Source organism: Lactococcus garvieae subsp. garvieae (assembly GCF_029024465.1).
In the GTDB taxonomy this organism is placed as follows: domain Bacteria; phylum Bacillota; class Bacilli; order Lactobacillales; family Streptococcaceae; genus Lactococcus; species Lactococcus garvieae.
In genome coordinates, this window is record NZ_CP118950.1 from 252,708 (window position 1) to 278,651 (window position 25,944).

Below are 25,944 nucleotides of genomic sequence, written 5' to 3' on the forward strand. Positions count from 1 at the left end.
TTTTTATTTTTATTTATTTGTTTGTTGAAAATTCGTTGTTTGTTGTCCTTTGAACTTTTTTACGTCTCTTTTCAATAAAGTCGTAGAGTAAGGTATGATGATTACTTGCAAGGGAATAATCCTCTAAAGTATTCACATTTTGACGTAAGACTTTTGCTTCGCCAATCGTTAACTCGCCACGGGATTCATATTCAAAGATTGTTTTACGCTCTAAGTAGTAAGCACGCATCATTTCTTTCAGGTTATTAGGTTGCGCACGATGCAAAATACCAGTAATGTATCCACCGCGGGCAACAAACTCTGCGGAACGTAAACGTTCTGCTTGCAAGTAATGAATCAAACGCTCATCGTAAACCGATTCCAGATTGTCTAAAGCTTGAAGGACTAACTCCGTATTAGAAAAGTAAAGCTCGGTAATTTCACGATGTGCTGTAGCATTGTCAGGCCGTGTTTTGCGGAAACTGAAGTCTAGTCGAATAATTCTTGAGAAGAAAAAGTGAAGCACACGGATGGAAATGGCCGAAGCAAACTGGATACTGGAAACCAAATTATGCGCAACAGATTGTTCCATCGAATGAAGGTATCGCTGATAAGTGCGATAAGTATACATGGAAATTTCATTTTGTCTCAAGGCGTTTTCCAGTCCCTCAGCCTCAAGACGGACGATAAGCAATTGTAATTCATTGAAGTCAATCGAAGTATTCGAACTTTCTTGCTCGATGATGAGTTTTTGAATGCGGTCTTGATAGCTGTCGATAGCGATATTATAACCAAGACGGGCTTTTTCTTTTGTTACTTGTTTGAGATCATTTTCCAACTCTCGAACGACATCAGCTAAGATAGAAATTTTTACCATGTTGTCAACTTTGACAACTTTTTTGGCGGCAATTAAAGGTAAAACAAATAGTCCGGTTAAAAAGCTGAGCGCGGTAACTGCCGCACAGAGGAAGATGATTAAGCTGTGCGGGATATCTACTGTCCGTGGCAACAAAAGGACAGTGGCAATACTGACGGTACCTTTGGAACCAGCAAAAGTGAGTAACAAGATATCGTTCCAGTAAGCAGAAAAGCTTTGATTGCGACGCAGAGATACATAACGATAGTAGATAGCCAACAATGAAAAACGAAGAGCAAAAAGACCAAGTGTTAAAAGCAAAACCATGAACAAAAGGGAAGTCGTAGAGTAAAGGGGATCAGCAATAAGCGGAAAAACAAGCTGATGTAACTCTATCCCGAGGAAAAGGAAGACCGTTGAATTTAAAACAAAGGTCAACAAATTCCAGATAGTATTTTTCACTTTTGTGACTTGGGCATCAAAGAGCGTAGTCCTTTTAAGGCCATTGGCTTGCATGACCCCAGCAACAACGACAGCGATAATTCCGGAAACTTCAAGCATATCAGCGATTAAAAATGCCGATAAAGGAAGCATAAGCTCCAAAATAAGGTAACCTGTAACATCTCGCGCATCGACATCCTCCAGAATTCTGAGAATAAAGGACTTCATCCAAACGAGAATAAATCCGACCAGTGCACCACCGATTGCGGAAACCACAAGGTCAGCAGAAGCGTGAGTCAGGGAAAATTCCCCAGTGACCAGTGCGAGAACCGCAATCTGGAAGGAGATGATACCAGAAGCATCATTAAGAAGCCCTTCGCCCGTAAGAATACTCATGACCCGCTTAGGGAAGCTGAAGCGTTCGGATAAGGCGGCAACAGCAATTGCATCTGTCGGTGCCAATGAAGCCCCCAAGGCAAAACAAGCAGCCAAAGGTACAGATAAATAAAAGAAATGCGTTAAGTAGCCTAAACCAATAGTTGTAATGAAAACTAAGGGAAAGATAAGCATTAATATCGTTCGAGTATGTTTAAAGATATGTTTGACATCTGCCTCTTCACTCTCACGGAAAAGCAAAGGAGCAATGATGAAGCCCAAGAAGAATTCTGGGTCAACCTGCAAAAGTTTTGATGCACCTAAAAAGCCCAAACATAGCCCAATCACGACTTGAATCAGCGGAAGAGCCAACTTTGGGAAAACTTTATTGATGATATTTGAAATAACTAGAGCAAGAAGAAAAATGATGACATAAAAAATAGTATGGAGCACAAATTTTCCTTTCTTTCGTCTATTTTTAGAGCAAGAAGCTGCACTAAAAGTACAGCATATGAGTTATAAGCCTAAAAGGTTACTTTATTTTTTTGAAAAGTTCCTTTTTTTGATTAATCTTCTGATCGATTTTGGCACAGCTCTTTTTACTTAAGAGAGCTCGACAGCGCTTGAGCTCCAGTTCTGTTAACTGACGTTTAAGCTTTTCTTTTTTGGTGAAGTCTGATTCACCACTGTCGATATATTCAAGTTTTTGCTGAAGAAGAGATTGTTTATACTTGAGAGCCTCAATTTGATGTTTCAGCTTCGATATTTGTTCGTAACTGGCATCTTGCTGATGGAAATCCTTGAGTTTTTGAGACAAGAAAAGTTTCTTCTCTTCAAGAAGATGAAGTGATTCAAGTATTTTGTGTCTTTTTTCCTCTTGTGAAACGGGAGTATAAATCTCACCTTTTTCAGAATCAGAGGCTTCTTCTGTAATTTCTTCTTTTTCTAAATACTGTTCACGTAAATCTCTCAGCATTTGCTCAAAATCTTTATCAGACATGCTATTATCCTTATAATCTTGTTCTTAACCTCTATTATATCATGATTTAATTAGAAAAATAATGCGTGTGGATTAAAAAAACAACAGGGAGTTCCCTGTTGCTACTTATAGATTAGACTTGCACTTAGTAAGTCAAGATGAAATTTTTCTTTTTACCACGGCGAACAACAGTAAGTTGATTGTCGATTTTATCTGCATCGGAGAAGTTATAGTCCAAATCTTGAACACGTTCTCCATTGATATAAATGGCACCGTTTGTGACGTCTTCACGCGCTTGACGTTTTGAATTTTCGATTCCTGCAGAAATCAAAAGTTCAACAATATTGCGGTTGTCGTCTGCTTTCACTTGATATGTAGGTACATCTTTTAAGCCAGAAAGGATGGACTTGGCATCAAGGGCTTTCAAATCACCGCCACCAAATAAAGTTTCCGTGATTTTTACGGCTTGCTCATAAGCAGCCTGTCCATGGACAAGAGTAACAACTTCGCGTGCAAGTACTTTTTGAGCCAAGCGTTCGTGACGTGCAGCCTCAAATTTCTCACCGATTTCAGCAATTTCTTCAAGAGATAAGAAAGTGAAAATTTTGAGCATTTTTACAGCGTCATCGTCGTTGACATTTAGCCAAAATTGGTACATTTCAAACGGAGACGTTTTATCTGCATCGAGCCAAATGGCATTTCCTTCAGATTTACCAAATTTTTTACCTGTTGAATCGGTAATTAATGGGATAGTGATGACATGTCCTGTTTTTCCAGCTTTACGACGGAGCAGTTCTGTTCCTGCAGTCATATTGCCCCATTGGTCAGAACCACCGAGTTGCAATGTAATGCCATGACGTTGGTTGAGCTCGTAGAAATCATAACCTTGCATGATTTGGTAAGCAAACTCGGTGTAAGAGATCCCTGATTCGATACGACTTTTAACTGAATCTTTACTCATCATGTAGTTAATTGTGTAATATTTACCGACATCACGAAGGAAATCAATAAAGGATAAGTTTTCGAACCAATTGTAGTTGTTTTCCATCTGCGCTTTATTTTCGCCATTTTCAAAGTCAAGGAAGCGTTCCAACTGAGCGCGAATTTTATCTGCCCAAGCCACAACAGTATCTTTTGTTTGTAAACCACGTTCGGCATCTTTGAAAGAGGGGTCGCCAACAAGTCCAGTAGCGCCACCAACCAATGTATAGGGTTTGTGTCCAGCCATTTGTAGACGTTTCATTGTAAGAATCAGGACCAGATTACCAAGGTGTAAACTGTCAGCAGTAGGATCGTAACCAACATAATAACTTACCATGCCCTCAGTTAAAGCTTCGCGAAGAGCTTTTTCATCAGTGGTTTGGAAAATCAGACCACGTTCTTTTAGTTCGTCAAAAATATTCATGTTACCTCCTAAATTTAGTTAATACTGACAGTTTTATTATCGTTTCTCTCAGTAATTAGATTAACGTTCTCATTATATCAAAAAAAAGGAAAAATAGGGGCGAAAAAAGAGCCTAAGTTTGGTATAATATGTATTATGAAAAAAGATCAAGAACAGTCGAAGGAACGTGCGCAGGCACGTTTGCAGGCTAAAATGGAGAAAAAGCGTGCGCGCAAGACGCAAGAAAGACGTGAAAATTCTCCGAAAAAGCCTCAAAAGCCGAAAAAAGTTCAAGCAGATGCAGAAGAAGGTAAAACAACACTTCAGACTATTTTTTCAGTCGTGCGTGGAGTCGTTGTCATTTTTGGTGTGCTTTTTCTTTTAGTTGGTGTGTTTGGCGCAGCAGCAGGCGTGGGATATTTTGCCCGCCTTGTTGAAAATACCAAAGTTCCAAGTAAGGAGCAACTTCTCGAGCAGGTTAATAATATTCACGGTGTATCTGTCATGAAATACAGTAACGGTGAAAATATTTCTGATGTTTCCAGTGATTTGGTAAGGATTAATGTAGCAAGTGACCAAATTTCAGATAATGTGAAAAAAGCCCTGATTGCGACAGAAGATGAAACCTTTAAGACGAACAATGGTGTTGTGCCAAAAGCAGTAATTCGAGGCGTACTGGGTGCCGCAGGTGGTGGTACCAGCTCCGGAGGGTCAACGATTACGCAACAGCTGGTAAAACAACAATCTCTTGGAGACAGTGTCACTTTCCAACGTAAGGCCAGCGAAATTGTTTATGCACTCCAGCTTAATCAATATTTAAGTAAAGATGAAATTTTAACGGATTATCTTAATGTTTCACCATTTGGGCGAAATAATCAAGGGAAAAATATTGCGGGTGTTCAAGCTGCGGCAAAAGGAATTTTTGGTAAGTCTGCAAAAGATTTAACTGTGCCAGAAGCAGCTTTCATTGCTGGGTTGCCACAAAGCCCAATTGTTTACTCCCCTTATAACGTGGATGGCTCACTCAAATCAAAAGAGTTGCTCTCTTATGGTTTGGCACGTCAACAAAATGTCCTGTTTAATATGTATCGTGCAGGGTATTTGACTCAAAAAGATTACGAAAAATACAGTGCCGTGGATATTTCCCAAGCGTTTCTGCCTTCACAACCCCAAGATTCTGTAGCTCACGGTTACCTTTATAATGTTGTGTACAGTGAAGCCCTTAATCATGTTTATGATTACTTGATTAAGAGAGATAAGGTTTCGGCAACCGACCAAGGAAACGACAGCACTAAACAAAAATACCGTGAGTTGGCCGCGCAAGCCTTACAAACAGGCGGCTATACCATCACAACAACGATTAATCGTGGCGCCTATGATGCCATGCAAAATGCAGTAGCGCAGTATGGCGGTATTTTACAGGATGGTACAGGTGAAGTTCAAGCCGGGAATGTACTCATGGACAATAAAACGGGAGCAGTACTTGGCTTTATTGGTGGTTTAGACTATGCAACCAATCAAAACAACCATGCCTTTGATACCAAGCGGAGTCCAGGTTCGTCGATTAAACCAATCTTAGCTTATGCGCCAGCAATTGATTTGGGACTGATCGGGTCAGCAAGTATGCTGAGTAACTACCCAGCAAGTTTCTCTGATGGTACTCCAATCTTGCACGTTGGTGAAACAGGAACCGGAATGGTAAGCCTTAATGAAGCTTTAGGTGTATCATGGAATATTCCTGCGCATTGGACCTATCAAGCTATTCTTGATTCTGGCAATAGTGTGGAACCTTACATGAAGAAGATGGGCTATTATGTGCCAGACTACAGCGTGGAGTCTCTTCCACTCGGTGGTGGTATTGAGCCAACTGTGGTGCAACATACCAATGGCTACCAGGCCTTAGCGAATGGCGGGGTTTATGAGCCACACTATGTTGTCGAAAGTATTAAAGACGACTCTGGTAAAAACATCTACGAACATAAGAGCCAGGCAGAGAGAGTCTTCTCACAAGCCACATCAACAATCACTGAGGATCTTTTACGGAATGTCTTGACCTATGATGTAAGTCGCCGTACAACGAACTTTTTACAGGATTTACAGGCCATTAATCCCACACTCGCAAGTAGTGTAGATTGGACAGGTAAGACAGGGACTTCCAATGATTATGTAGACGGTTGGCTCATGCTTTCAACACCTAAGGTGTCCCTTGGGGGGTGGATTGGTCATGATGATAATACGCCGATGGGCAGCAAGACGGCTGCGGTCAATAATGGTACATATATGGCAAACTTGGTCAATGCTATCGCAGCAGCTGATCCAAATGTCTTTGGTCCGGGTGAAAAGTTCCCAGACCCAAGTAAAGATCCCGATGTGATTAAGAGCACTGTTCTTAAGTCGACCGGTCAAAAACCAGGTACTGTAACCGGTGGAAATCTTAAAAATGTTAAGGTTTCCGGTGAAACAACCACAAGTTATTGGGCTAAAAATGGAGCACCTGTGACACAATTCAAGTTTGGAATTGGCGGTACAGAGGCGAATTATAATGACGCGTGGAACCGAATTTTAGGAACTAGAAAATAGTGAAAAAAGAGAGGAATTCTCTCTTTTTTTGTGGGTTGAGGTAGTTTCTGGGTGAGAGAACTATGTTATAATAAGGACATGAAGAAGCCCCTTTATAAAAACTATATCGCCACGCCCATTGGTCAAATGATGAGTATCAGTGATGCGGAGTTTCTTTACCGCTTAGATTTTACAGATCAAAAGGATTTTCAGGGGAAGATTGCAAGCTTGGATGCTCCTCTATTGGAACATCCAACTCCGGTTTCATGTCAACTAGAGGAAGAGCTGCAAGAGTATTTTGCAAGACAAAGAAAAAGTTTTAAACTCCCTTTAGCTGTGCAAGGCACAGAGTTTCAGCAAAAAGTCTGGAAAAAAGTTGAAGAGATTCCGTTTGGCCAAACAAGAACCTATAAAGAAATCGCACAAGAGCTCGCACAGCCGCAAGCCAGTATTGCAGTAGGCGCAGCAAATGCAGCCAATCGCTTTGCCATCGTGATTCCTTGTCATCGATTGAAAAAAAGCTCTGGGCAGCTGGCAGGTTATGCCGGAGGGATATGGCGTAAAGAATGGTTGTTGGATTTTGAGGAGAATACTACTTATGATGAATGAGAATATTCCGCTTTCTGTGGAACGTAATGCTAAGGGACAGATTACACAGGTTTTTTTCGATGACCAACACGAAAAAACGACTTACGAAGACCTTAACGAGAACCAAAACTTTGTATTGACCACAGGAACACCATTTCAACAAGCTGTGTGGTTAGAACTTCCCAAAATTCCTGCGGGAACGACCATAAGTTATCAGGAAATGGCTGCGCGTGTCGGAAGTCCCAAAGCACAACAGGCTGTAGGGCAGGCTTTAGCACGTAATCCTTTGCCTGTCGTTTTACCCTGTCATCGTGTCACGCGTAAAGATGGAAGTTTGGGCGGTTTTATGGGCCAAGAAGCAGCAGTGGATATTAAACAAAGCATACTCAACTATGAAAAAAGCCTTGACATATAGTCAAAGCTTTTTTGATTTAGGCCGCTTCTCTCATGCTTTTAGGCACGTAGCGCTGAGGTTTTTCTGAGTTTTTATAATGAAGATAAGTTGGATAAGTGAGGCAGATGACTGAAAGTCCCCAAAGTAAGCCGCCTAAAGTATCCGAAGGATAGTGTACCCCAAGAAGTACGCGTGAAAACATTGTTAAAAAAATTAATCCCACAGCGATAAGGCCCACCAAAGTCTTGCTCCATACAGAAGTGAGATAGTGCAAGAGGATGAAAAAGAGACAGCCGAAGAGAACTACAGCAAAGGTTGTATGTCCACTGGCAAAACTTTTTCCAGGCTCATTTGTAAAGGCGGCAATACGATGAATGTCAGGGCGGTCACGGCCAATAACTAACTTAATTAAGGTATTTCCTCCCACAGCAATTCCGGCTACAAGAGCTAACCATATTGCTGAAACCTTATCTTTGATGAAAATAATGGCAGCAATAATAAGACCAACTACAGCGCCCATCGTGTCGCCAAGAAACTTCGCAATTACACTTGAAATCTGAACCAGAACTTCATTGTTTTGAAGATGCCAAGCAACTGTTTGTAAATGCGAATCAATACTTGGAATAGGTGCGTGTGTATAAGACAGTTTTACAATGGCAGTCAGTGTGATAAAACTCACCAGAGTAAGTAAACCAGCAGTATAGTAAAGTTTTTTATTCATAAATTTCCCTTAATGCATATTTGGTGCTTTTTGATTTTACTTTTTCTTTCTGAAATAAAACTGAATGACTGAATTTTATGAATATAAAAAGAGGCTTATACCCTCTTTTTATATTAGTAATTTTTAATAGCTGCAATTTTTTCTTGGTCAAGAGTAGTAACGATAGCTCGGATAAAGTTTTGCGCTTCTGTGAAGTCATCCATGTTGAAGATGGTTTGGTGACTATGGATATAACGGGCACAAACACCAATAGTTGTTGAAGGCACGCCTTCGTTTTGCAAGTGTGCTGCACCAGCGTCTGTTCCACCTTTTGAGATGTAAGCCTGTGTTTTGATCCCATTAACTTCTGCTGTATTGAGGAGGAAGTCTTTCATGCCAGGAAGCATGATATGACCTGGGTCGTAATAACGAAGAAGTGAGCCTTCACCAAGGCGACCGTTATCGTTTCCAAAAGTATCTGTTGCGGGAGAACAGTCAACGGCAAAGAAAACTTCAGGATTAAATTTAGTTGTTGAAACATGGGCACCGCGAAGGCCAACTTCTTCCTGAACATTCGCACCGATAATCAAGGTTACTGGTAATTCTTTGTCTTTAAGGTAGTCCAAAAGTTCCAAGACCATAAGACACCCATAACGATTATCCCAGGCTTTACTGATAACATTTTTACCATTAGCAGTTAAAATTGTTTCAGATTCAGGTACGATAACGTCACCTTGACGAATCCCAAATTCTAAAACTTCTTCTTTGCTCATGAAACCACCGTCAAAGATGATATCTTCCACTTGAGGCATAGCAGGAGCGCCCGCTGCTCCACGTAAAAGATGTGGTGGCAAGCCACCAGTCACAACAGGTATTTTTTTACCTTCACGTGTGAATAGCGTAAAGCGTTGTGCACTAACGACCAACGGATTCCATCCCCCCAGTGTAACCACACGTAATGTACCATCTGCTTTAATTGAAGATACCATGAAGCCTACTTCATCCATGTGAGCCGCAATCATGACACGAGGTGCATTTTCTGTTTTGCTTTCTTTAGTGACAAAGATACCACCCAGACCATCAGTTTCAGGCGTATAGCCAAGTTCCACCATACGTGCACGAAGATAGTCACGCATTGGCGCTTCATAGCCACTTGTTGCTTGAATTTCAGTTATTTCTTTAATTTTGTTAAATAGAGTCATCTCGTCTCCTTTGATTTTTTATACTCCCTTATTGTAGCATTTAAAAGCCGTATATAGTAGTATTGGCATAATAACATGAATAAAAATAACTTTTAAAGACAGTTAAGTTTCAGGGTTTTTTAGAAAATGAGAACTTATCTTGAGAAGAACAGTAATTATAAGTACTAATATACTCGAATTTATGTTAAAATTTTTTATATGAAAAAATATTTGAAAGTTGGTTTAGGGCTGCTGGCTGGTGTAGCTGGTGCGCATGTACTTTATCATAGTTATAAACACGTTGAAGAAAATTTGCGGGCAGAGGTTATTCAAGCAGTACGTGAAGCTTTTGCTGACCGAGATATTCAAACAGTATGGATCTTTGAGGATGCTGATCGCGGAGCTATTTATAAAGGTGGCGTGATTGTTGGCGAAAACCAAAACATCAATTTTGAAATTGATGGAGAAACCTTAAAAATTACAGAATTAGGAGAGGAGTATTTATGATTATTCCACAAAATTATGAGGAACTGGCTGAAATTGTAAAATCAGAAGGGAAACATGTCCTGTTTTTCACTGCAGGATGGTGCCCAGACTGTACTTTTATCAAACCAAAAATGCCAGAATTAGAAGCAGAATTTTCAGATTTTGATTTTGTAGAAGTTGACCGTGACGAATTCATGGACCTGGCTATTGAATGGGGAATCATGGGGATTCCTAGCTTTGTAACTCTTGAAAATGGTAAAGAAACAGGGCGCTTAGTCAATAAACTACGTAAAACTAAAGAAGAAGTAAGTGAATTTTTGAAGGGTGTAGATAAATAAAATGATTGCAACGTATAATAAAAATGTTGGTGATGTTCTCATGCTAATTGTAGCAAACAATGAGGGAGCAGAAGTAACTTATGAACGTAAAGCAGATGTTGCGCGTATCTTCCGCGAAGATACAGGGCAAACAGTGGGCTGGAATATTTTCGATATCAAAAAAGATTGGCCAGATGTGGCACAGGGACAAAATGATTTATCGGAGCATCAAGTAGCGGAACTTAATGAAAAACTTAAGGCTGCTGGTTTTGACGAACAGCTCACATATGACGGTCAACCTAAATTTGTAGTTGCTGAGATTCTGACAATGGAAGACCATGCAGACAGCGATCATTTGCATGTGTGCCAAGTAGAAGTTGGTTTAGACGCACCCGTTCAAATCGTTTGCGGTGCGCCAAATGCCTTTGTTGGCATGAAAACAGTAGCGGCTTTGCCTGGTGCAATGATGCCTTCGGGCTCTTTAATCTGGCCAGGCGCTTTGCGTGGCGTTCCTTCTTATGGTATGCTCTGTTCAGCACGCGAACTTGACTTGCCAAATGCACCGCAAGTTCGTGGTATCATTGAATTGAATACAGATTTAGAAGCTGGATTAGCTTTTGATGCTACAAGCATGTGGCAAGCCTAAATACAAAATAATAAAGATCTTAGTGAAAGCTGAGGTCTTTTTTCGTACAAAGAGCAAGGAGGTGTCAAAATGAATAAAACGTTATTGGTGGGTCGACTCGTTGCGGATCCAGAACTTACTAAAACATCCAATGGGAAAAGTCTATTGAGGATAAATCTCGCTGTCAAGCGACGTTATAAAAATGCTTCAGGTGAAAAAGACACAGACTTTTTTACTTTGGTCTTTTGGGAAAAACAGGCGGAACACTGTATGTCTTATGCTAAAAAAGGAGCCTTGCTTGCTGTGGAAGGTGAGATACGAAGCAGGAGTTATGTGGACAAGAATGAACAAAAACGCTATGTGACAGAAGTACTCGTAAAAGCATTTGATCTTTTGGAAAGTCGCGCAACTGTTGCCATGCGACAAGATTCTATAGAAAGTAGTGCGCTTAATTTAAAAGAAGACGAATTACCATTTTAAATTGAAAAAAGCGTTTTCTTTTGGTAGGATGAAAACAGGAAAGTGAGGTGAAGCAAAATGGTAAAGGCAAAAACGAAAGAAGAGCTGATTTCCTTTTCAGAAGAAAACTGGCATAAGATGTGTCATTTAGTCGATGCATTGCCTCTAGAAGCACAAACGGCAACTTTTGTCTTTGGTCAAGAGAAGGGAAAAGAGGCCCATTGGGGGCGAGATAAGAATATCCGCGATGTATTTGCCCATCTTTATGAGTGGCAAGTACTGTTGCAAAATTTTGTAAAAAGTAATGTTTCAGGGAAGGCGCAAAGCTTTTTACCCACACCTTATACTTGGAAAAACTACGCGACAATGAATCAAGAAATCTGGAAAAAGCATCAAGCGACTTCTTATGAAGAAATAAAGGAAAAACTTGCGGCAAGCCACCTCAGCACTATCCAATTATTGCAAGGTTTTTCAGATGAAGAGCTTTATACAAAGCAATTTTATCCTTGGACGGGGACAACATCCTTAGCACAGTATTTTCAGTCCTCTTTGGCTTCACATTACGATTGGGCCTTGAAGAAACTTAGGCTTCATAAGAAAACGATTTAAAAATCAAAAAAAGAAGTTTTTTTCTTGACTAATTTTGACCTTCGCGGTAAAATAAGATATATAAATTAGCACTCCAACTTAAAGAGTGCTAAAATAACATAAAATGGAGGAATAACATGTTGAAACCCTTAGCGGATCGCGTTGTATTGCGTATAAAAGAGGAAGAAGAAAAATCTTTAGGTGGGATCGTCTTGGCCTCAGCAGCACAAGAGAAACCACAAGTTGCAGAAGTTGTGGCAGTAGGCCCAGGTAAAACAACTCCTCACGGTACAGTTATTGCACCAACAGTACAAGTTGGTGATGCAGTTCTCTTTGAAAAGTTTGCTGGTACAAATGTGAAATTTGAAGGCGAAGATTTCTTGATTATCAAAGAATCTGATATTCTTGCGATTGTTTAAGGAAAATAAAGACAGGAGATAATAAAAAATGGCAAAAGATATTAAATTTTCATCAGATGCTCGTTCAGCAATGGTTCGTGGTATTGATATTTTAGCAGATACAGTAAAAACAACACTTGGTCCTAAAGGTCGCAATGTTGTTCTAGAAAAATCTTATGGTAGCCCACTTATCACTAATGATGGTGTAACTATTGCAAAAGAAATTGAATTAGAAGATCACTTTGAAAATATGGGCGCAAAATTAGTCAGTGAAGTGGCCTCAAAAACAAATGATGTTGCGGGTGATGGTACTACAACAGCGACTGTTTTGACACAAGCGATCGTTCGTGAAGGTTTGAAGAACGTAACTGCCGGAGCTAATCCAGTAGGTATTCGTCGTGGTATTGAGTTGGCAACTGAAACGGCAGTGAAAGCACTCAAGGAATTATCTATTCCAGTATCTGGTAAAGAAGCAATTGCACAAGTTGCCTCTGTATCTTCTCGTTCAGAAAAGGTCGGAGAGTATATCTCAAATGCCATGGAAAAAGTTGGTAACGATGGTGTTATTACTATTGAAGAGTCAAAAGGTATGCAAACTGAACTTGAAGTTGTAGAAGGTATGCAGTTTGACCGTGGTTACTTGTCACAATACATGGTAACAGACAATGAAAAAATGGTTGCCAACCTTGATAACCCATACATCTTGATCACAGATAAGAAGATTTCAAACATTCAAGAAATCTTACCATTGCTTGAACAAATCTTGAAAACAAATCGTCCATTACTTATTGTGGCAGATGATGTTGATGGTGAAGCATTACCAACACTCGTGTTGAACAAAATCCGTGGTACTTTCAATGTTGTAGCTGTTAAGGCTCCAGGATTTGGTGATCGCCGTAAAGCACAACTTGAAGACTTAGCAATCCTTACAGGCGGAACAGTAATTACTGAAGAACTTGGCTTGGAACTTAAAGATGCAAGCCTAGATGCACTTGGTCAAGCCAACAAAGTAACTGTTGATAAAGAACATACGACAATCGTTGAAGGTGCCGGTTCAGCAGATGCTATTGCTACACGTGTAGCAACAATCAAAGCTCAAGTTGAACAAACTACTTCAGAATTTGATCGTGAAAAACTTCAAGAGCGTTTAGCTAAACTTTCTGGTGGGGTTGCCGTGATTAAAGTCGGCGCCGCTACAGAAACTGAACTTAAAGCGCAAAAACTTTTGATTGAAGACGCACTTAATGCAACACGTGCGGCTGTCGAAGAAGGTATTGTTGCTGGTGGTGGTACTGCACTTGTTACAGTTATCTCAGCCCTCGACAGTCTTGAAGAAGAAGGGGATGTGCAAACAGGTATCACAATCGTACGTCGTGCACTGGAAGAACCAGTACGTCAAATTGCGGCTAATGCAGGTTACGAAGGCTCAATCATTATTGATAAACTTAAATCAGCAGAAAAAGGTATTGGCTTCAATGCCGCAACTGGTGAATGGGTTGAAATGATTGAGACAGGTATTGTGGATCCGGCTAAAGTAACACGTTCAGCCCTCCAAAATGCAGCCTCAGTAGCAGGACTTATCTTGACCACTGAAGCAGTCGTTGCTGATAAACCAGAACCAGCTGCACCAGCAGCTCCAGCTATGGATCCGTCAATGATGGGTGGCATGATGTAGAATTACAAAAGAACCCTTGCTATTAAAGGGTTCTTTTTCTGTTTTTGGGCATAAAATATATAAAGTGGGCATAAGGTGGGCAAAAATTTAAAATAAATTATCAAGGGCAGCTGTTATCTGCTCTTTTGATTTCTTAGTAACGTGGTTATAGATTGATAATGTTGTATTTGCATCAGCGTGTCCCACACGTTCCATTATTGCCTTTAGTGGTATATTTGATTCTGCTAGAATAGATACGTGTGTATGTCTAAATATGTGGCTAGTGATATTTTTTTCTAAACCAATTTTATTCCCCGCTCTTTTTATGACAGGATTAAAAGCATGGATAGAAAGAGGATTTCCAAATCGTGATAAGAATATATAATCTTCTGGTTCGGTTGTAAACTTTAATGAATTTATTTTTTGTAACTCTAAAAGAATATCAATTGCTTTATTGGGTAAGACTATAATTCTTTCAGAACTTTCGTTTTTTGTTGAAGTTTTTATGGCTTTATCCATTGTTGTTAAAGTATAATCCAGTGTTCCTTCTACACTAATTGATTTTCCATCAAAGTTCTTCCACTGAAGTGCTTGTAATTCACCATATCTTAGACCCGTCAAAACTAGAAACTCTGAAATCATCCCATGAAGTTTATTGGAATTTTTAGAGTATAGAGCAGCAAGTAATAAATCCACTTCATCTTTTTCTAAATATTTTTCACTTAATTTCTTTTTGTTTTTTCGTTCAATTTCTCTTTTAGGTATTACTTTGGTTTTAGATACAGGATTTTGTTCTATATATCCTTTATCGACTGCAAAATTAAACATTGCTGAAATAGTTGTTCTTGTTTGTTTTGTGTAATTTAAAGAATAGTCTCCAAACGTATACATGTTATCTATTACCTTCATGACAAGTTCAGAAGTGATGTTTTTTACTAACATATCTTTGGTGATAGTAGGAAATACATGCTTATCTAAATAGAATGGGACTTTAATCCAGCTACTTCTTTTATTTTGAACTTTATAATAACGAAACCATTCTGTGCAAAGATCTCCAAAGTTTATATTACTTTGGTTAGGGTCCGTCTTTAATTTATTATATATCTTATCCAATAGTATTTTCTGTGACTTTTTTATAATTTGGGGAGTGTCTTTTTCAATTACTATTGAACTGGTACGTGTTTTTCCTGTGTAAGGATCTTTATATCGCTCACGAAGATTAAATTTTCCATCTTTCCTAGCTTCTACCCACATTTGATTTCTACTCCTTTTTCTAGTAAAATAGAGTACAAGAAAACTACACATTGACTGTGTCTTTTTATACTTAGTTGTTTAAATCCGTCTTTGCCGTCCAAAGCTTTTGGGCGGATTTTTTTGTTTTTGGAATTATACTCTATGTCTACGATAGTGTTCTTTTAATACTAAGTCCTCAAGAATACTATTCTTCGTAGAATGTGCATAATCTAACTCATTGATAAGTTCGTTCAAGGAGAGTTTATGAAGATATTTAAGACACCTATTGTAGTCTAATATTACTCCTAAACTTACTTTAATAAGTTTCATTAGTCGAACTCCATATCTGAAATTCCATCTGTAAAACCTTCAAGAAATTCTTTTTCATTTAAAAATTCAATCCAGTAGTCTATTTCATCGTCGTGAGTGTAGAAAAGAGGTTTATTTTTTTCAGCTTTTATTCCATCAGTCACGCTGTTGTAAGAATTCTTAAGTGTCATTTCCCACATTTTCTCACATTCTTGGTCAATTTTAGAAGAACTCCAGCGTGCGGAACTTTTTCTTTTATTATTTTCTTCAGTCAGATAATCAAAAGCTTTATTTAAAAAGATATCTGCAGCTCTACTGTTTTTATCAACATAATTTTTGAATTCATTAAAATACATATTGCCTCCTAATTATTAATAAACTAATAAGTGCTTATTTTTCTTTGCTATTTTTTTCATTTCCTGTTCTGCCATGTCGTAGAATAATTCAACGGAAAGTTTAAAACGCTGTAGAAATCTCTCAGGAGTGAAATAATTAACCATATAATCAACCTCAACTAGATAATCTTCAGCTTTACGACTAATCATAAATCGATTAGCTTTAGCTTCATTGACTATATGGAGCTGTGGTGCGCTTAACTTAGATAGTGTACATCCGGTTATTTTATGGCCACATTCATGAAGTACCACTAATTCTAATCCTTCACCATCTAGCGTTCCGTCAGCAACAAGAGCACCTTCATCACCGTATTCAAATGCGTTCGGTAAATAATACCCGCCTCTTTCTAGTGGAACTGGAGACAGGAGTAAAGGAACTCCTATTTCGTCTAATATTTCTTTGTAATTCATAAAATCTCCTGTTATGATTTTATATTATTTGTCTTCAGGTTTACTTTCCATATAACCTTTGATCATTGCTTTAATTACTTCTCTGTCATGAGCAGACATAGGCTTTCCGTCGTATGCTTCAGCACTGCTAAGCATGCGGTCAACGTCTTTTTCATTAAATGGAGAATCAGTTAATCCGATTAGATAATCTGTAGATGTCCCAAAATATTTAGCTAATTTTTCTAATGTAGCACCATTAGGTACGCTGCGTTTCCATCTATATGTTGCATTTGTTGTTAATCCGAATTTTTCTTCAAATTCAGCAACCGTCATTTTCCTTTTATCAATAAGGAATTTCACACGATCATAGACCGTCATTTTTGCACCTCCAAAAAGATACAAAACAATCTACTATCTTTTTTGTATAGTTATGATTTGACACTATACAAAAAAGATAGTATAATTAGTTTTGTAGAAATGAGTTAAGTTTCTAGTTAAGTTTTCAATCAATAAAAACACTTATCAAATACAATGAACCAAGCCGCCAAGCAAGTTTATTATGTAGTTGTTAAGGCTTTTAACTATGTTTTTATTCTAAACTATTTGTATAGAAATGTCAATAATAAATACAAAAAAAGCAGAAAAAATACTAACTAAACTCTTAACTATTTTCTATATCAGGAATAACAGCAGAGTCAACTGCTCAAGTGGTGATAGTACGGCAGACGGAAACCTAAACTTAATGAGCGAAGCAACTTGTTATTTCTTATTTTTGAAGAAATGAAAGGAGCATATATGCCAGAATCAAGTAATGCAGGTAAATTAATTCTGGAATGGATTGAATTAACTGGAGTACGACAGGATTCTTTAGGTTCTGAATATGGCCAAAAGAAAATCCAGTTTAATCAAATGTTGCACAATAAAAAACCAAAACCAGAGGCTAGTGTGCTTATGTCGCGTATTATGAGCGATAAAGGAATTACATTAGATAAGTTAGATGAATTACGTAAATTGAAAGAGGTAGTCAATGGATAAACCTATCAATTTAGTCAAAGTAAACTCCCTATACGAAATAGACAGCCCTTATGCTGATGATGAATCTATCACACGCTATTACAATCCGTTTGTAACAGAGGGAGACTGGTCAAGAGCATATAGAGCCACGCAAGATAAACTTAGAGAATTTGAGGATTTCACTCATGGAGAATTTAATAGATTCTTGAGAGGACGTGCCACAAATTTAAAAGCATTTGATGCATGGTTAGTATGGAAAAAGCAAACTAGAGGGATTGCACGTCCACCCAAATTCGAATTTAAAGAAAGGAATTTATAAGAATGAATCAATTAATTAAAATCACACACAATGAGAACAATGATCAGGTAGTAAGCGCACGAGAGTTACATAAAGTTCTCGGAGTGAAAACAAGATTCTCACTTTGGTGGGAACAAAACACCTCACTATTAGTTGAAGGTGAAGATTTTACAAGTGTAGTTTCAACTACGGTTGTAAATAATGGAGCAAATCGTAAACTCCAAGACTACGCAGTTACTGCAGATAATGCAAAACATTTAGCAATGCAAAGTCAAACTAAAAAAAGCCGTGAAATTCGTGATTACTTCATCCAAGTAGAAAAAGAATTTAAAAAACATCAACAAATACCAACAACTCAACGTGAGCTTGCTCAATTGGCTTTGGCTGCAAATGAAGAAACAGCCCAGCGTATGGATGTTGTAGAGTCTAAACTTCATGATTTAGAGGAAAACAAACTTATCACAACTGAAGATAAGGGAACAATTGACAGTTATGTTCGTAAAAAAGTTTCAACTATCTGTCGTGATCAACATTTAGATAGTGAAGCAAGAAGTTTACTCTTCCAAGACTTGGGATCTAGCATCAAGAAATTATTCAATGTTCCTAATCGTGGACGCATTAAAGATAAAGACTTCTTACAGGTTCTTGATTTTGTTAGTACTTGGGAGCCTTCGTCAGTAACCAAAGCAAAAATAAATCAATTGCATATTCAATAAGATAGAAAGGGATATTCATGTATCTAATCGTAGAACGAGAGACCAGCGAAATATTAGCAGATATCATCACTAAGAATGATTGGTGGATGAATATCATAGCTAGCCGGCTGAATGCAAAAGCAGTCAAACTTTAAGGAGAAAATAATGCCATTTGTATCACAATGCAGAATGTATGAATTAGAAGTAAAAGAACGTGACTATGATCAATTATCACATGACTACCGTGAAAAATGTATCGAAGTTGAAGTTTTAAGACGAAATGCACAAACAAGAGAAAACTTGGTTAATAGACGTGAAAGCGTAACTGAGTATATAGATCCACAAGGGCGCCTTATTCGTGAGGAAACTCAATCAGTTAAAACTGTTGTTGAACCACCGGTAAGGAGTTTAGGAGATTGGTTTAGTTCAGGTCCATTTTGTAAAGGTAAATAATATGATTTATAAATTCTTAGATCGTCCTGTACCTTTTAATTTGATCCAGGATGCAAACAAAATCAAAGAAGAAATGATATTAGAATTTGAAAGAAAATACTTCAAATTATCTGATGTCTACCGAAACCACCTAAAACTATTACCTTGCAGCTGGTTGGGGAAAGAATTAGCAAAATTAATAAGAGGAGCACACAGTGGGTAATGAATTATTAGCGATAGGAATAGAAGAACTTTTATCTAGAACAACTGAGATATTAAAAAATCAGCAATTAATAATGGAAAAAATAGATATAAAAAAAGAAGATTGAAAAATCTCCTATATTATCATTTTGAAACCAATGCAAGAGCTTGGTCAGCATCATAATCAGCTGCAATAAATGTGGCGGATGCAAGTAAGAAAGCTTTCAAATCATTTAAATCTTTATCATTATGCTTTCTTACATAATGAGTCTCATCATTTCCAATCCAAGCAGTAGCTTTAGCGAGATTTTGAATTTTTGGAAAATCGTCAAGATAATTAGAAATAACAACACTTAAAAATATGGATTTAATATTTTCCTCTTCTTCTTTATTTTTCATTATGACATAGTCTTTAATAAGGAATTCTGCCGCTTTTCTATAAGCAACACCACAGATGTTCATAAGACCATATGCTTCAGCGGTTGCAGCTTGCTTATAAATATTGACAAACTCTTCAGAAACTTTCTCAATATTTTTTGGTAAGGACACATTTATATCCTTGGTATAAGAATAATTTATTAATTCTGTCGTTTTGAGTCCTTTATTTATGATTAGATATTCATAGACAGAATATCGTTCACAGCTAGGACATTGAAAAGTAATAGCAATTGTTTTATCTACTCTCTCATTATAAGTTGAGGTTGAATTAACGATAAATCCAACCTCTTTATAACAATGGATACATTGAGTTGGTATTTCTAAATCAAAATTTACTTTGTATCCATCACTTCCACTTACCTTTATAGTTTTTTCCATATTTTCTCCATTTTGTATTTAAATAAAAAGTTCCCAACGGCAATTGGGAACTATAAAAAGAATGTGTAATTCTCAATTTCTACTCTAATTATAGCATAAAAAAGTGAAAATAGACTTGTTTTAATGATTAAAATAAAGAGTACGTAACTCCTTATATATCAATGGTTCAAGGTAGTATATTCCTTTTCCGATTATGTTATATATTTACCATTATTTGGAGGTGATAGATTGATAGAAATTCAAGAATATGAGATGCATCTGATCGATAATGAGATCGCTGCAAACACACGAAAAAACTATTTGAATACTTTGCGGCAGTTGGATGCATTTTTGGAAATTAATGATTGTGCGTTAAGTAAAGCAGCATTGATTAAGTTTAAGCAATACTTGCGAGAACATGAGTACAAACCTAAAAAACACTACACCATGAAAACCATTAATCAGAAAATCACAAGTATTAATGTATATCTCAATTGGTTAGAGCGAGAAGAATTCATAACTGATAAACTTTCTATCAAGCTTTTGAAAGCTCAAACAATGGAACACAGGGAATCTATCACAAAGAGCGACTATAAAAAGTTGTTAAAGAATTGTGATGATGAAGAATTAGAACTTTTCATTCTGACAATTGGAAATACTGGTGTACGAATAACTGAGGTTTGTTCTCTCAAGGTATCTGATCTCAACCAAAAGACTATTTTAGTTGAGAATAAAGGGAAAGAACGAGCAATTGCCATGCCACAATTTTTGAAGAAGAGATTGAAAAAATTTGTGCGGACTAATGGTATTACAGATATTATCTTTGCAAAAGACCAAAGAACGTATCGTGCGGACTTGAAAAACCTTGCAGGCAAAGCAAAAGTGAATAAGGACAAAGTTTATCCTCACTCCATCAGACATTACTTTGCAAAAGCATTCTTGGAAAATGGTGGAGATTCTACAGTTTTGCAGCAGTTGCTGGGCCATAAACAGATAGCAACAACAACTATTTATACCAAGCTCAATTCTAATGAGTTGAGCGAACAATTTAGCAACATAAAAAATATTTAAATTATGTGCCGGGATTCACACTAAAAGCGAACAGAAAAGTTTGTCCAGAACACGAATAATAACTGAAATCGTATTTTGTCATTGAAACCACGGAAAAGCTATAGTGTTCACCAAATGGACTGCATCCCAGTAACAAGGATTGGAGTCTTTGTTTACTGGATTTTATAGAAAATTAACTGACCATTGAAAACTGAATAGCCGTAATAATTACTCTTAGAAGTGCTTCTTTTCTTGTAATGATAATTTAATTTTTAAAGTACGTACATTTAACTTGACTAAGTACGTACATAAATGTATAATGAATTTATAAAAATTAGATAGAAAGGGGATACTAAATGAATTTAGTTAAGATTCAAGTCCAATCCAAATACTGTCTTGAAGAGTTCAAAAGAATTTTTTGTGACTGAGCAAGCAAAGAAGAAAAAGGGTCGTCCTATGGTTGGCAATAAGCCAAGAGATAGGCGCTTTGAATTACGTATAGATGAAGATTCACTTAATCGTCTAGATGAAGAAAAAAAGCGCACAGGCAAGACCCGTGCACAAATAATTATTGAGCTTATTAAAAAGCTTGATGATTAGCTAATTAAGAGTAACTCGACTAACTTTGGTCGGTGAGCGAGTTACTCAACAATCGAAATACTTGAAAAGAAGCATTTCTAAGAGTAATTATATATTAAATTACGGCTTTTTTCAAGGTGTTTTCATGCACTCAAGAAAGGAGCCGTTTTTTTGTACGGCTAAATTAGGTAATAACATGGCAATAGTATTAGAGAAACAAACACTACACGGAAAAGTATATGTTTGGCAAGATGATAATCCACAAGGAACAAAGTTATCTAGAATTGAAATAAAGTGGCGCAATCCAGAAGGGAGACTTATTAAATCAGATAGTGAGGTATTCGATCGCTTACCTCTGGTACACCTTAAAGCAAAATTTGAAAAAGCCGTAGAATTAGTTGAAAATCCCGAATGGATAGATGAACAAGAAAAAAACTATATCGAGCGTCTGGAGCTAGAAATAGCAGATAGACAGCGCAAGATTCAATTAGCAAAACTTACCAAAAGATTAGGAGAAGCAATATGACGGAGGAGAGTAACTTCCAAGGAGCGAACTATTATGTTGTTATCCCTGAACAAGTTCTACACGATAATAGACTTACACCTTTATCAAGATTAATATATGGAGAGGTTTCAGCTCTTGCAAATATTAATGGATTTGCTTGGATAAGCAACAGTAAACTGGCAGAAAAATATGGAACATCAATAAAAACAATTAGTGTTTCCATCAGTAGTCTTCAAAAAAATGGGTATATCAGAATACAGCTGACTTATAAAGAAAATAGTAAGGAAGTGGTGAAAAGAAGTATTTATATTAACGATATTAACAAAAAAGTAAATAGCCTATTTACAAAAACTTCTATCCCCCCTTTACAAAAAGGTAATGCCCCTATAGAAAAAAATGTAAAGGATAATAACACAATGAATAACACAATGAATAACACAAATAATAATATAGCGGACAAGTCCGCTAAGTTAGATTTGGATAGCAGATTTGAAGCTTTGTGGAAGTTATACCCTAGAAAAGCAGGTAATAAGCAAAAAGCAAGGGCATCTTATAAAAAAGCTATAAAGTCTGGTGTTACTGATCAAATTATCCAACATGGCATTGAGAACCTTATTGCAGAAAATAGGGAATTAAAATATATTCCTCACGGTCAAACATGGTTTTGTAATGAACGGTGGAATGATGAGCCTATGAAGGTAGGTTCTGCATCTTCTGAACGTCAAGAATATTCAGATTTAGATTTACCATTTTAGGAGATTTGTATGGAAGAAATTAAAACACAAATTATTGAAGAATTCGAAATACAACACTATCCTTTAGGGGCTTTATTCAAGAAAAAATTAATGCAAGCAGATATCTATTCCATACAAGGCAAATTGCGAAGTATGGAGACAATACCAGCGGTTGTAAGATTTGGAGGAAAGTAATGCAAACCATCGGAAGTGTGATTGGCAAGAATCCAAAAATAAAAGATAATTTCAAAAAACTGATAAAAGAAGTTTTAGATAATCAAGAAATAAAAGATTTTATTTCAGAACACAATATGTCTGAAGATGAAATTTCTCGAAGTTGCTCTAGGTTTTTTGAATATGTCAAAGAACGCGACAAATTTAATTCTGGTGAACAAACTCTTATGAAGGGTCATAAGCCAGTTCTTGTTATGTCTGATAATTTTGCGACTGTTAGTTATCAAGAGACAGAAGAGCTTATCAGAACCAGAAAGCAGCAAAAGGATTATAAAAGGCTCAATAGAGACAGCATAATCAATGACAATACTATAAGGAAAGCTACTTTTGAAAACTTTATAGCTGAAACTGAAGAAGAAAAAACAGCTTTAGATTTTATGAAAAGAATTGCTCAGTATTATAAAAAAGGTGGAACTGGGAATACAGTAATCAGTGGTCCGGCTGGTACTGGTAAGAGCCATTTGTCTATGGCCGTTTTAAAAGAGTGTTTAGAAAATGAAAATACAACAGTACTCTTCATAAGTTTTTCAGAAATGCTTGATCTCATGAAAGATTACTTTGATAATAAAAGCAGCCCTTACAGTCCAGAATACTTTAAACGATTAATGAGTGAAGTAGATTTACTTGTTATTGATGATATTGGTGCTGAAAAAATCACGGAATACTCGCAAGATGTGCTAACTAAAGTGTTAGATTCACGAACTGAAACAATTATCACTACTAATTTAGATAGTAAAGAACTCCGCAATAAGTATCATGGAAGAATTTACAGCCGTATTTTTAGAGGAATTGATAATAAAGCCTTTAACTTTAAGGATATTAAAGATAAGCGAGTTTCACAATTACCATTTTAAGGAGAAACAAGATGAAGAAGTTTGCAGAAAAAGAAGTAAAAAGACCGACCGCTACCAGTTTAATACCAGTTACTTACAGAGAAAATGTGCTTAAGGAGTTATCTAAGGCAGTAAATGCCAATTACACCAAAAATGCACAGATATTACGAGAACATAAAGAGTATATCTATTTTCTTGAAAGTAGACTCAAAGAGTGTGAAAATTTAAGAATTGAAGCTAACAATGAAGCTGCTAAAGAGTACGCTCTGAAATGTGAAGTAGTAGAAGATCGGGCAGAACTTAAGCGTGAGATTGACAAACTCAAATCCCAGCTCGAAAATCAGCAGCCAGAGATTCCAGAAGTTCCGCAGTTTGTTGCTGATTGGCTCGAAAGTGATGATCTAGAAGACTTAATTGATGATTGGTACAACCACACAAGTCAGCTACCCGAAAAGGTCCGAGATTATTTAGATAGCTTGGGTGAAGATGTCACGACATCCGAAGATTGTTATAAAGAAACAGTCCATCTAATCGCTCGGGCTAAGATAGATGACTACACAGTCGCTAAGGAGAAGCGGTTTTATCTTAGGAATAAGCTGACGGGGCGCTATCTTTACATAGGAATTTGTGGCGAGTATAGAGAAGAAGAAGATACCACAGGTTTTATCAAATCTTTCCAATTCACTCAGCAAGACATCAACCGCATGGAAACTGGAAGCTATGAGCAGATTGAGGTGAAAGAATGAGTGAACAAAAATATTATGTGAAGCTAAAAAAGGAGTTTCAGGCAACTGGTGTGACTTTTGCAGATATGAGTTTGTATCTTTATAAGAACGGTGCTTTTGATTATGGTTATAACAGTTACCCTTTCACAAAATCAGAACTTGCTGAAATCATGGGTGGGGCTTTGTATAAAAAAGCAGATTACTGTGAATTTATGGAACTTCCTCCAGATTGGGAAATGATAAATGATAAACATAATAAATGGCAGTGTGAATGGATTAACCCACTCATTGAGCTTGTGCCTGTGGAGGAAGAATGAGCAATTGTATTATATCTGAAAAATTGTTAGAAACGTTGTTAAAACAAACAAATCAATCTATCAATAAAGAGGTTGATCGTGTACGTTCTGAGGTGTGGAAGAGTAGTCCTTTCGCTTCTTCCACCACCGACGAACTTTCTGTTGAAAAACTCCAAGAACGCTGTGACAGATATGAAAAGAATCTTGCCACGGCTGTTGAAGCTTTGAAAGATTTAGTTTCAGCACAAGAGCAACTATGGACAAGCATAAACGGAAGAGGTCTTGTAGATGATGCTATTGACAATGCTAAGCAAGCACTCGCAGAAATCGGAGGGGAAGATGACTGATAAAGATATAGAAGATATAAAAAAAGCATTTGAACCTGTTCTTATCATGATTCTAAAATTACCATTCTGGCTAGAAAGACATTTGAAATGGTACACAGTGGATTCAAAATATGACAAGTATAGAAATGAAGGGAGCGGCGATGAGTGAATTAGAAGATATTACACGGCATATTGTACGACAGGAAGAAGAACGACAAGTCGAAAAAATTAAGCTTGAATCTGAAATAAAAGCTCTTGAAGAAGTGCTTGAACATGGTATCTCGACAGAGTTTGTCGAAGATGAAGTGATTTATATCTACTCTCCAAAAACGGCGCATGATATGAGAGAGAAATTGGAAGAAAACTACAAACAGCTTCATCTCAACTAACGATTCCTCAAAGCATTGCGGATGAGTTGGATAAACGTTGGGAAGCTCAAAATAAATATTTACAACGAAAAGTTACTGTCCCACGAGACGCTTTGTACAATGCTGTAAATCCCTATGACAACCAACTTGCAGCTACAAAAATAGGAAAATGGATTGACGAGAGTCAAAATATTTGCTTCGCCTACCTCGCAGGCAAGGCGCTCGGTGTTGAGCTTGTGGAGGTGACAGATGATTAAATAGAGCTGTGGCTATCACGCTGACCTATTTAAACGTATATCAGATGACAAAGGAAATACATTAAAGACTGAGAAGTTTAAGGAGTGTTGGGAATGAAATTACCTTATTTTAAAATAGATAAAGTAAGTGGTGTTTGTAGAAAATGTTCAAATATTAACTGCAATCATGAGCGGAAATATAATAAGAAAAACGTAAAACCTTATGTTTCTCGAAGTCGAATTAAGAAATATGAAAAGGACATAATAAAGGAGCAATTGGAAGATAAAAACAACGCATTTTAACAAAAATAAAAAAATCCTTATAAAGGCAGT

At 37.2% G+C, this 25,944-nt stretch carries 38 protein-coding genes; 28 read left to right on the plus strand and 10 right to left on the minus strand.

What is annotated here, in order from left to right; all coding sequences use genetic code 11:
- Positions 1-13: 13 nt before the first annotated feature.
- The 3 genes from PYW30_RS01245 to tyrS all read right to left on the minus strand — a co-directional run bounded on the left by PYW30_RS01245 (position 14) and on the right by tyrS (position 4,035).
- A complete protein-coding gene (locus tag PYW30_RS01245) occupies positions 14-2,104 on the minus strand; it encodes a cation:proton antiporter (protein ID WP_042217609.1) in 2,091 nt (696 codons plus the stop codon).
- Positions 2,105-2,183: 79 nt separating this feature from the next.
- Positions 2,184-2,651: a hypothetical protein gene (locus PYW30_RS01250; RefSeq protein WP_003133870.1), complete on the minus strand. Its 468-nt coding sequence runs from the start codon at positions 2,649-2,651 to the stop codon at positions 2,184-2,186.
- 124 nt (positions 2,652-2,775) lie between these two features.
- Positions 2,776-4,035: a tyrosine--tRNA ligase gene (tyrS, locus tag PYW30_RS01255; RefSeq protein WP_042217606.1), complete on the minus strand. Its 1,260-nt coding sequence runs from the start codon at positions 4,033-4,035 to the stop codon at positions 2,776-2,778.
- 135 nt (positions 4,036-4,170) lie between these two features.
- On the opposite strand from tyrS, the gene PYW30_RS01260 reads away from it, so the two are divergent.
- From PYW30_RS01260 to PYW30_RS01270, 3 genes are all read left to right on the plus strand, one after another.
- Positions 4,171-6,594, plus strand: a complete 2,424-nt coding sequence (locus PYW30_RS01260; RefSeq protein ID WP_042217604.1) for a transglycosylase domain-containing protein — start codon at positions 4,171-4,173, stop codon at positions 6,592-6,594.
- A gap of 78 nt (positions 6,595-6,672) precedes the next feature.
- Positions 6,673-7,182, plus strand: coding sequence for a methylated-DNA--[protein]-cysteine S-methyltransferase (locus PYW30_RS01265; protein WP_042217603.1), 510 nt, complete (start codon positions 6,673-6,675; stop codon positions 7,180-7,182).
- Entirely contained in the window at positions 7,172-7,576 is a 405-nt protein-coding gene (locus PYW30_RS01270) for a methylated-DNA--[protein]-cysteine S-methyltransferase (protein WP_041825249.1), read from the plus strand. Before PYW30_RS01265 ends, PYW30_RS01270 begins: the two co-directional genes overlap by 11 nt.
- A gap of 16 nt (positions 7,577-7,592) precedes the next feature.
- Here PYW30_RS01270 and PYW30_RS01275 read toward each other — a convergent pair whose 3' ends face one another.
- Positions 7,593-8,276 carry a phosphatase PAP2 family protein gene (locus PYW30_RS01275; RefSeq protein ID WP_042217598.1) on the minus strand — a complete coding sequence of 228 codons (684 nt, stop codon included), beginning with the start codon at positions 8,274-8,276 and terminating at the stop codon, positions 7,593-7,595.
- Between the two features lie 113 nt (positions 8,277-8,389).
- Entirely contained in the window at positions 8,390-9,457 is a 1,068-nt protein-coding gene (gene pepA / locus PYW30_RS01280; RefSeq protein WP_003133879.1) for a glutamyl aminopeptidase, read from the minus strand.
- A gap of 198 nt (positions 9,458-9,655) precedes the next feature.
- Here pepA and PYW30_RS01285 point away from each other — a divergent pair, with 198 nt between their 5' ends.
- The 7 genes from PYW30_RS01285 (at position 9,656) to groL (ending at position 13,984) form a co-directional block, all read left to right on the plus strand.
- Positions 9,656-9,943 carry a hypothetical protein gene (locus PYW30_RS01285; protein WP_042217596.1) on the plus strand — a complete coding sequence of 96 codons (288 nt, stop codon included), beginning with the start codon at positions 9,656-9,658 and terminating at the stop codon, positions 9,941-9,943.
- Positions 9,940-10,260, plus strand: a complete 321-nt coding sequence (locus PYW30_RS01290; protein ID WP_003133882.1) for a thioredoxin family protein — start codon at positions 9,940-9,942, stop codon at positions 10,258-10,260. The genes PYW30_RS01285 and PYW30_RS01290 overlap by 4 nt, the downstream gene beginning before the upstream one ends.
- 1 nt (position 10,261) lies before the next feature.
- Positions 10,262-10,885 (plus strand): YtpR family tRNA-binding protein, encoded by a 624-nt coding sequence (gene ytpR / locus PYW30_RS01295; protein ID WP_042217594.1) that lies wholly within the window; start codon positions 10,262-10,264, stop codon positions 10,883-10,885.
- Positions 10,886-10,954: 69 nt separating this feature from the next.
- Positions 10,955-11,344, plus strand: a complete 390-nt coding sequence (gene ssb, locus PYW30_RS01300) for a single-stranded DNA-binding protein (protein WP_042217592.1) — start codon at positions 10,955-10,957, stop codon at positions 11,342-11,344.
- A gap of 57 nt (positions 11,345-11,401) precedes the next feature.
- Positions 11,402-11,932 carry a ClbS/DfsB family four-helix bundle protein gene (locus PYW30_RS01305; protein ID WP_042217590.1) on the plus strand — a complete coding sequence of 177 codons (531 nt, stop codon included), beginning with the start codon at positions 11,402-11,404 and terminating at the stop codon, positions 11,930-11,932.
- 116 nt (positions 11,933-12,048) lie between these two features.
- The gene (gene groES, locus PYW30_RS01310) at positions 12,049-12,330 is read left to right on the plus strand and encodes a co-chaperone GroES (RefSeq protein ID WP_003133888.1); all 282 of its coding nucleotides are present in this window, start codon (positions 12,049-12,051) and stop codon (positions 12,328-12,330) included.
- Positions 12,331-12,358: 28 nt separating this feature from the next.
- On the plus strand, positions 12,359-13,984 hold the full coding sequence (gene groL, locus PYW30_RS01315; RefSeq protein WP_003133890.1) for a chaperonin GroEL: 1,626 nt from the start codon (positions 12,359-12,361) through the stop codon (positions 13,982-13,984).
- A gap of 87 nt (positions 13,985-14,071) precedes the next feature.
- Here the strand turns inward: groL and PYW30_RS01320 are convergent, their stop codons facing one another.
- From PYW30_RS01320 to PYW30_RS01335, 4 genes are all read right to left on the minus strand, one after another.
- Complete coding sequence (locus tag PYW30_RS01320) at positions 14,072-15,217, minus strand: tyrosine-type recombinase/integrase (protein ID WP_042217588.1); 1,146 nt, start codon at positions 15,215-15,217, stop codon at positions 14,072-14,074.
- Between the two features lie 308 nt (positions 15,218-15,525).
- Positions 15,526-15,861: a hypothetical protein gene (locus PYW30_RS01325; RefSeq protein WP_042217587.1), complete on the minus strand. Its 336-nt coding sequence runs from the start codon at positions 15,859-15,861 to the stop codon at positions 15,526-15,528.
- 15 nt (positions 15,862-15,876) lie between these two features.
- Positions 15,877-16,311, minus strand: a complete 435-nt coding sequence (locus PYW30_RS01330; RefSeq protein WP_042217585.1) for a hypothetical protein — start codon at positions 16,309-16,311, stop codon at positions 15,877-15,879.
- Between the two features lie 24 nt (positions 16,312-16,335).
- Positions 16,336-16,668: a helix-turn-helix domain-containing protein gene (locus tag PYW30_RS01335; RefSeq protein WP_042217583.1), complete on the minus strand. Its 333-nt coding sequence runs from the start codon at positions 16,666-16,668 to the stop codon at positions 16,336-16,338.
- Between the two features lie 417 nt (positions 16,669-17,085).
- Here PYW30_RS01335 and PYW30_RS01340 point away from each other — a divergent pair, with 417 nt between their 5' ends.
- The 5 genes from PYW30_RS01340 to PYW30_RS01360 all read left to right on the plus strand — a co-directional run bounded on the left by PYW30_RS01340 (position 17,086) and on the right by PYW30_RS01360 (position 18,952).
- On the plus strand, positions 17,086-17,325 hold the full coding sequence (locus tag PYW30_RS01340) for a hypothetical protein (protein WP_042217582.1): 240 nt from the start codon (positions 17,086-17,088) through the stop codon (positions 17,323-17,325).
- Positions 17,318-17,623 carry a hypothetical protein gene (locus PYW30_RS01345; RefSeq protein WP_042217580.1) on the plus strand — a complete coding sequence of 102 codons (306 nt, stop codon included), beginning with the start codon at positions 17,318-17,320 and terminating at the stop codon, positions 17,621-17,623. The genes PYW30_RS01340 and PYW30_RS01345 overlap by 8 nt, the downstream gene beginning before the upstream one ends.
- A 2-nt stretch (positions 17,624-17,625) precedes the next feature.
- Positions 17,626-18,318: an antA/AntB antirepressor family protein gene (locus PYW30_RS01350; protein WP_042217578.1), complete on the plus strand. Its 693-nt coding sequence runs from the start codon at positions 17,626-17,628 to the stop codon at positions 18,316-18,318.
- Positions 18,319-18,462: 144 nt separating this feature from the next.
- On the plus strand, positions 18,463-18,750 hold the full coding sequence (locus tag PYW30_RS01355) for a hypothetical protein (RefSeq protein WP_143467449.1): 288 nt from the start codon (positions 18,463-18,465) through the stop codon (positions 18,748-18,750).
- A 1-nt stretch (position 18,751) separates the two neighbouring features.
- The gene (locus tag PYW30_RS01360) at positions 18,752-18,952 is read left to right on the plus strand and encodes a hypothetical protein (RefSeq protein WP_042217572.1); all 201 of its coding nucleotides are present in this window, start codon (positions 18,752-18,754) and stop codon (positions 18,950-18,952) included.
- A 122-nt stretch (positions 18,953-19,074) separates the two neighbouring features.
- Here PYW30_RS01360 and PYW30_RS01365 read toward each other — a convergent pair whose 3' ends face one another.
- Positions 19,075-19,746, minus strand: a complete 672-nt coding sequence (locus PYW30_RS01365) for a DUF4145 domain-containing protein (protein ID WP_042217570.1) — start codon at positions 19,744-19,746, stop codon at positions 19,075-19,077.
- A 228-nt stretch (positions 19,747-19,974) separates the two neighbouring features.
- Between PYW30_RS01365 and PYW30_RS01370 the strand changes: the two genes are divergently transcribed.
- The 13 genes from PYW30_RS01370 to PYW30_RS01430 all read left to right on the plus strand — a co-directional run bounded on the left by PYW30_RS01370 (position 19,975) and on the right by PYW30_RS01430 (position 25,914).
- Complete coding sequence (locus tag PYW30_RS01370; RefSeq protein WP_042217568.1) at positions 19,975-20,796, plus strand: tyrosine-type recombinase/integrase; 822 nt, start codon at positions 19,975-19,977, stop codon at positions 20,794-20,796.
- Positions 20,797-21,171: 375 nt separating this feature from the next.
- Positions 21,172-21,375: a ribbon-helix-helix protein, CopG family gene (locus PYW30_RS01375; RefSeq protein ID WP_143467448.1), complete on the plus strand. Its 204-nt coding sequence runs from the start codon at positions 21,172-21,174 to the stop codon at positions 21,373-21,375.
- A gap of 175 nt (positions 21,376-21,550) precedes the next feature.
- Positions 21,551-21,880, plus strand: a complete 330-nt coding sequence (locus PYW30_RS01380) for a hypothetical protein (RefSeq protein WP_143467447.1) — start codon at positions 21,551-21,553, stop codon at positions 21,878-21,880.
- Entirely contained in the window at positions 21,877-22,614 is a 738-nt protein-coding gene (locus tag PYW30_RS01385) for a helix-turn-helix domain-containing protein (protein ID WP_052370174.1), read from the plus strand. Before PYW30_RS01380 ends, PYW30_RS01385 begins: the two co-directional genes overlap by 4 nt.
- A 9-nt stretch (positions 22,615-22,623) precedes the next feature.
- Positions 22,624-22,788: a hypothetical protein gene (locus PYW30_RS01390; RefSeq protein ID WP_169740171.1), complete on the plus strand. Its 165-nt coding sequence runs from the start codon at positions 22,624-22,626 to the stop codon at positions 22,786-22,788.
- On the plus strand, positions 22,788-23,681 hold the full coding sequence (locus PYW30_RS01395; RefSeq protein WP_042217561.1) for a DnaA ATPase domain-containing protein: 894 nt from the start codon (positions 22,788-22,790) through the stop codon (positions 23,679-23,681). Before PYW30_RS01390 ends, PYW30_RS01395 begins: the two co-directional genes overlap by 1 nt.
- Positions 23,682-23,692: 11 nt before the next feature.
- Entirely contained in the window at positions 23,693-24,406 is a 714-nt protein-coding gene (locus PYW30_RS01400; RefSeq protein ID WP_052370173.1) for a DUF1642 domain-containing protein, read from the plus strand.
- A complete protein-coding gene (locus PYW30_RS01405) occupies positions 24,403-24,702 on the plus strand; it encodes a hypothetical protein (RefSeq protein WP_042217559.1) in 300 nt (99 codons plus the stop codon). The genes PYW30_RS01400 and PYW30_RS01405 overlap by 4 nt, the downstream gene beginning before the upstream one ends.
- Entirely contained in the window at positions 24,699-25,028 is a 330-nt protein-coding gene (locus PYW30_RS01410) for a hypothetical protein (protein WP_052370172.1), read from the plus strand. Before PYW30_RS01405 ends, PYW30_RS01410 begins: the two co-directional genes overlap by 4 nt.
- Positions 25,021-25,176 (plus strand): hypothetical protein, encoded by a 156-nt coding sequence (locus PYW30_RS01415; RefSeq protein ID WP_155269385.1) that lies wholly within the window; start codon positions 25,021-25,023, stop codon positions 25,174-25,176. Before PYW30_RS01410 ends, PYW30_RS01415 begins: the two co-directional genes overlap by 8 nt.
- On the plus strand, positions 25,169-25,396 hold the full coding sequence (locus tag PYW30_RS01420) for a hypothetical protein (RefSeq protein WP_042217557.1): 228 nt from the start codon (positions 25,169-25,171) through the stop codon (positions 25,394-25,396). The genes PYW30_RS01415 and PYW30_RS01420 overlap by 8 nt, the downstream gene beginning before the upstream one ends.
- Positions 25,397-25,422: 26 nt before the next feature.
- The gene (locus PYW30_RS01425; protein ID WP_052370171.1) at positions 25,423-25,632 is read left to right on the plus strand and encodes a hypothetical protein; all 210 of its coding nucleotides are present in this window, start codon (positions 25,423-25,425) and stop codon (positions 25,630-25,632) included.
- 93 nt (positions 25,633-25,725) lie between these two features.
- The gene (locus tag PYW30_RS01430) at positions 25,726-25,914 is read left to right on the plus strand and encodes a hypothetical protein (protein ID WP_042217555.1); all 189 of its coding nucleotides are present in this window, start codon (positions 25,726-25,728) and stop codon (positions 25,912-25,914) included.
- Positions 25,915-25,944: the final 30 nt, after the last annotated feature.

Excerpts from the sequence above, each read along its gene's own strand:
- groES (WP_003133888.1), top strand. The coding sequence starts at position 12,049 with ATGTTGAAACCCTTAGCGGATCGCGTTGTATTGCGTATAAAAGAGGAA.
- groL (WP_003133890.1), top strand. The coding sequence starts at position 12,359 with ATGGCAAAAGATATTAAATTTTCATCAGATGCTCGTTCAGCAATGGTT.
- PYW30_RS01340 (WP_042217582.1), top strand. The coding sequence starts at position 17,086 with ATGCCAGAATCAAGTAATGCAGGTAAATTAATTCTGGAATGGATTGAA.
- PYW30_RS01265 (WP_042217603.1), top strand. The coding sequence starts at position 6,673 with ATGAAGAAGCCCCTTTATAAAAACTATATCGCCACGCCCATTGGTCAA.
- PYW30_RS01330 (WP_042217585.1), bottom strand. The coding sequence starts at position 16,311 with ATGAATTACAAAGAAATATTAGACGAAATAGGAGTTCCTTTACTCCTG.
- pepA (WP_003133879.1), bottom strand. The coding sequence starts at position 9,457 with ATGACTCTATTTAACAAAATTAAAGAAATAACTGAAATTCAAGCAACA.
- tyrS (WP_042217606.1), bottom strand. The coding sequence starts at position 4,035 with ATGAATATTTTTGACGAACTAAAAGAACGTGGTCTGATTTTCCAAACC.
- PYW30_RS01385 (WP_052370174.1), top strand. The coding sequence starts at position 21,877 with ATGACGGAGGAGAGTAACTTCCAAGGAGCGAACTATTATGTTGTTATC.
- PYW30_RS01290 (WP_003133882.1), top strand. The coding sequence starts at position 9,940 with ATGATTATTCCACAAAATTATGAGGAACTGGCTGAAATTGTAAAATCA.
- PYW30_RS01400 (WP_052370173.1), top strand. The coding sequence starts at position 23,693 with ATGAAGAAGTTTGCAGAAAAAGAAGTAAAAAGACCGACCGCTACCAGT.
- PYW30_RS01405 (WP_042217559.1), top strand. The coding sequence starts at position 24,403 with ATGAGTGAACAAAAATATTATGTGAAGCTAAAAAAGGAGTTTCAGGCA.
- PYW30_RS01305 (WP_042217590.1), top strand. The coding sequence starts at position 11,402 with ATGGTAAAGGCAAAAACGAAAGAAGAGCTGATTTCCTTTTCAGAAGAA.
- PYW30_RS01390 (WP_169740171.1), top strand. The coding sequence starts at position 22,624 with ATGGAAGAAATTAAAACACAAATTATTGAAGAATTCGAAATACAACAC.
- PYW30_RS01360 (WP_042217572.1), top strand. The coding sequence starts at position 18,752 with ATGATTTATAAATTCTTAGATCGTCCTGTACCTTTTAATTTGATCCAG.
- PYW30_RS01415 (WP_155269385.1), top strand. The coding sequence starts at position 25,021 with ATGACTGATAAAGATATAGAAGATATAAAAAAAGCATTTGAACCTGTT.
- PYW30_RS01270 (WP_041825249.1), top strand. The coding sequence starts at position 7,172 with ATGATGAATGAGAATATTCCGCTTTCTGTGGAACGTAATGCTAAGGGA.
- PYW30_RS01320 (WP_042217588.1), bottom strand. The coding sequence starts at position 15,217 with ATGTGGGTAGAAGCTAGGAAAGATGGAAAATTTAATCTTCGTGAGCGA.
- PYW30_RS01260 (WP_042217604.1), top strand. The coding sequence starts at position 4,171 with ATGAAAAAAGATCAAGAACAGTCGAAGGAACGTGCGCAGGCACGTTTG.
- PYW30_RS01275 (WP_042217598.1), bottom strand. The coding sequence starts at position 8,276 with ATGAATAAAAAACTTTACTATACTGCTGGTTTACTTACTCTGGTGAGT.
- PYW30_RS01335 (WP_042217583.1), bottom strand. The coding sequence starts at position 16,668 with ATGACGGTCTATGATCGTGTGAAATTCCTTATTGATAAAAGGAAAATG.
- PYW30_RS01420 (WP_042217557.1), top strand. The coding sequence starts at position 25,169 with ATGAGTGAATTAGAAGATATTACACGGCATATTGTACGACAGGAAGAA.
- PYW30_RS01325 (WP_042217587.1), bottom strand. The coding sequence starts at position 15,861 with ATGTATTTTAATGAATTCAAAAATTATGTTGATAAAAACAGTAGAGCT.
- PYW30_RS01365 (WP_042217570.1), bottom strand. The coding sequence starts at position 19,746 with ATGGAAAAAACTATAAAGGTAAGTGGAAGTGATGGATACAAAGTAAAT.
- PYW30_RS01410 (WP_052370172.1), top strand. The coding sequence starts at position 24,699 with ATGAGCAATTGTATTATATCTGAAAAATTGTTAGAAACGTTGTTAAAA.
- ssb (WP_042217592.1), top strand. The coding sequence starts at position 10,955 with ATGAATAAAACGTTATTGGTGGGTCGACTCGTTGCGGATCCAGAACTT.
- PYW30_RS01355 (WP_143467449.1), top strand. The coding sequence starts at position 18,463 with ATGCCATTTGTATCACAATGCAGAATGTATGAATTAGAAGTAAAAGAA.
- PYW30_RS01380 (WP_143467447.1), top strand. The coding sequence starts at position 21,551 with ATGGCAATAGTATTAGAGAAACAAACACTACACGGAAAAGTATATGTT.
- PYW30_RS01395 (WP_042217561.1), top strand. The coding sequence starts at position 22,788 with ATGCAAACCATCGGAAGTGTGATTGGCAAGAATCCAAAAATAAAAGAT.
- PYW30_RS01285 (WP_042217596.1), top strand. The coding sequence starts at position 9,656 with ATGAAAAAATATTTGAAAGTTGGTTTAGGGCTGCTGGCTGGTGTAGCT.
- PYW30_RS01345 (WP_042217580.1), top strand. The coding sequence starts at position 17,318 with ATGGATAAACCTATCAATTTAGTCAAAGTAAACTCCCTATACGAAATA.
- ytpR (WP_042217594.1), top strand. The coding sequence starts at position 10,262 with ATGATTGCAACGTATAATAAAAATGTTGGTGATGTTCTCATGCTAATT.
- PYW30_RS01430 (WP_042217555.1), top strand. The coding sequence starts at position 25,726 with ATGAAATTACCTTATTTTAAAATAGATAAAGTAAGTGGTGTTTGTAGA.
- PYW30_RS01250 (WP_003133870.1), bottom strand. The coding sequence starts at position 2,651 with ATGTCTGATAAAGATTTTGAGCAAATGCTGAGAGATTTACGTGAACAG.
- PYW30_RS01350 (WP_042217578.1), top strand. The coding sequence starts at position 17,626 with ATGAATCAATTAATTAAAATCACACACAATGAGAACAATGATCAGGTA.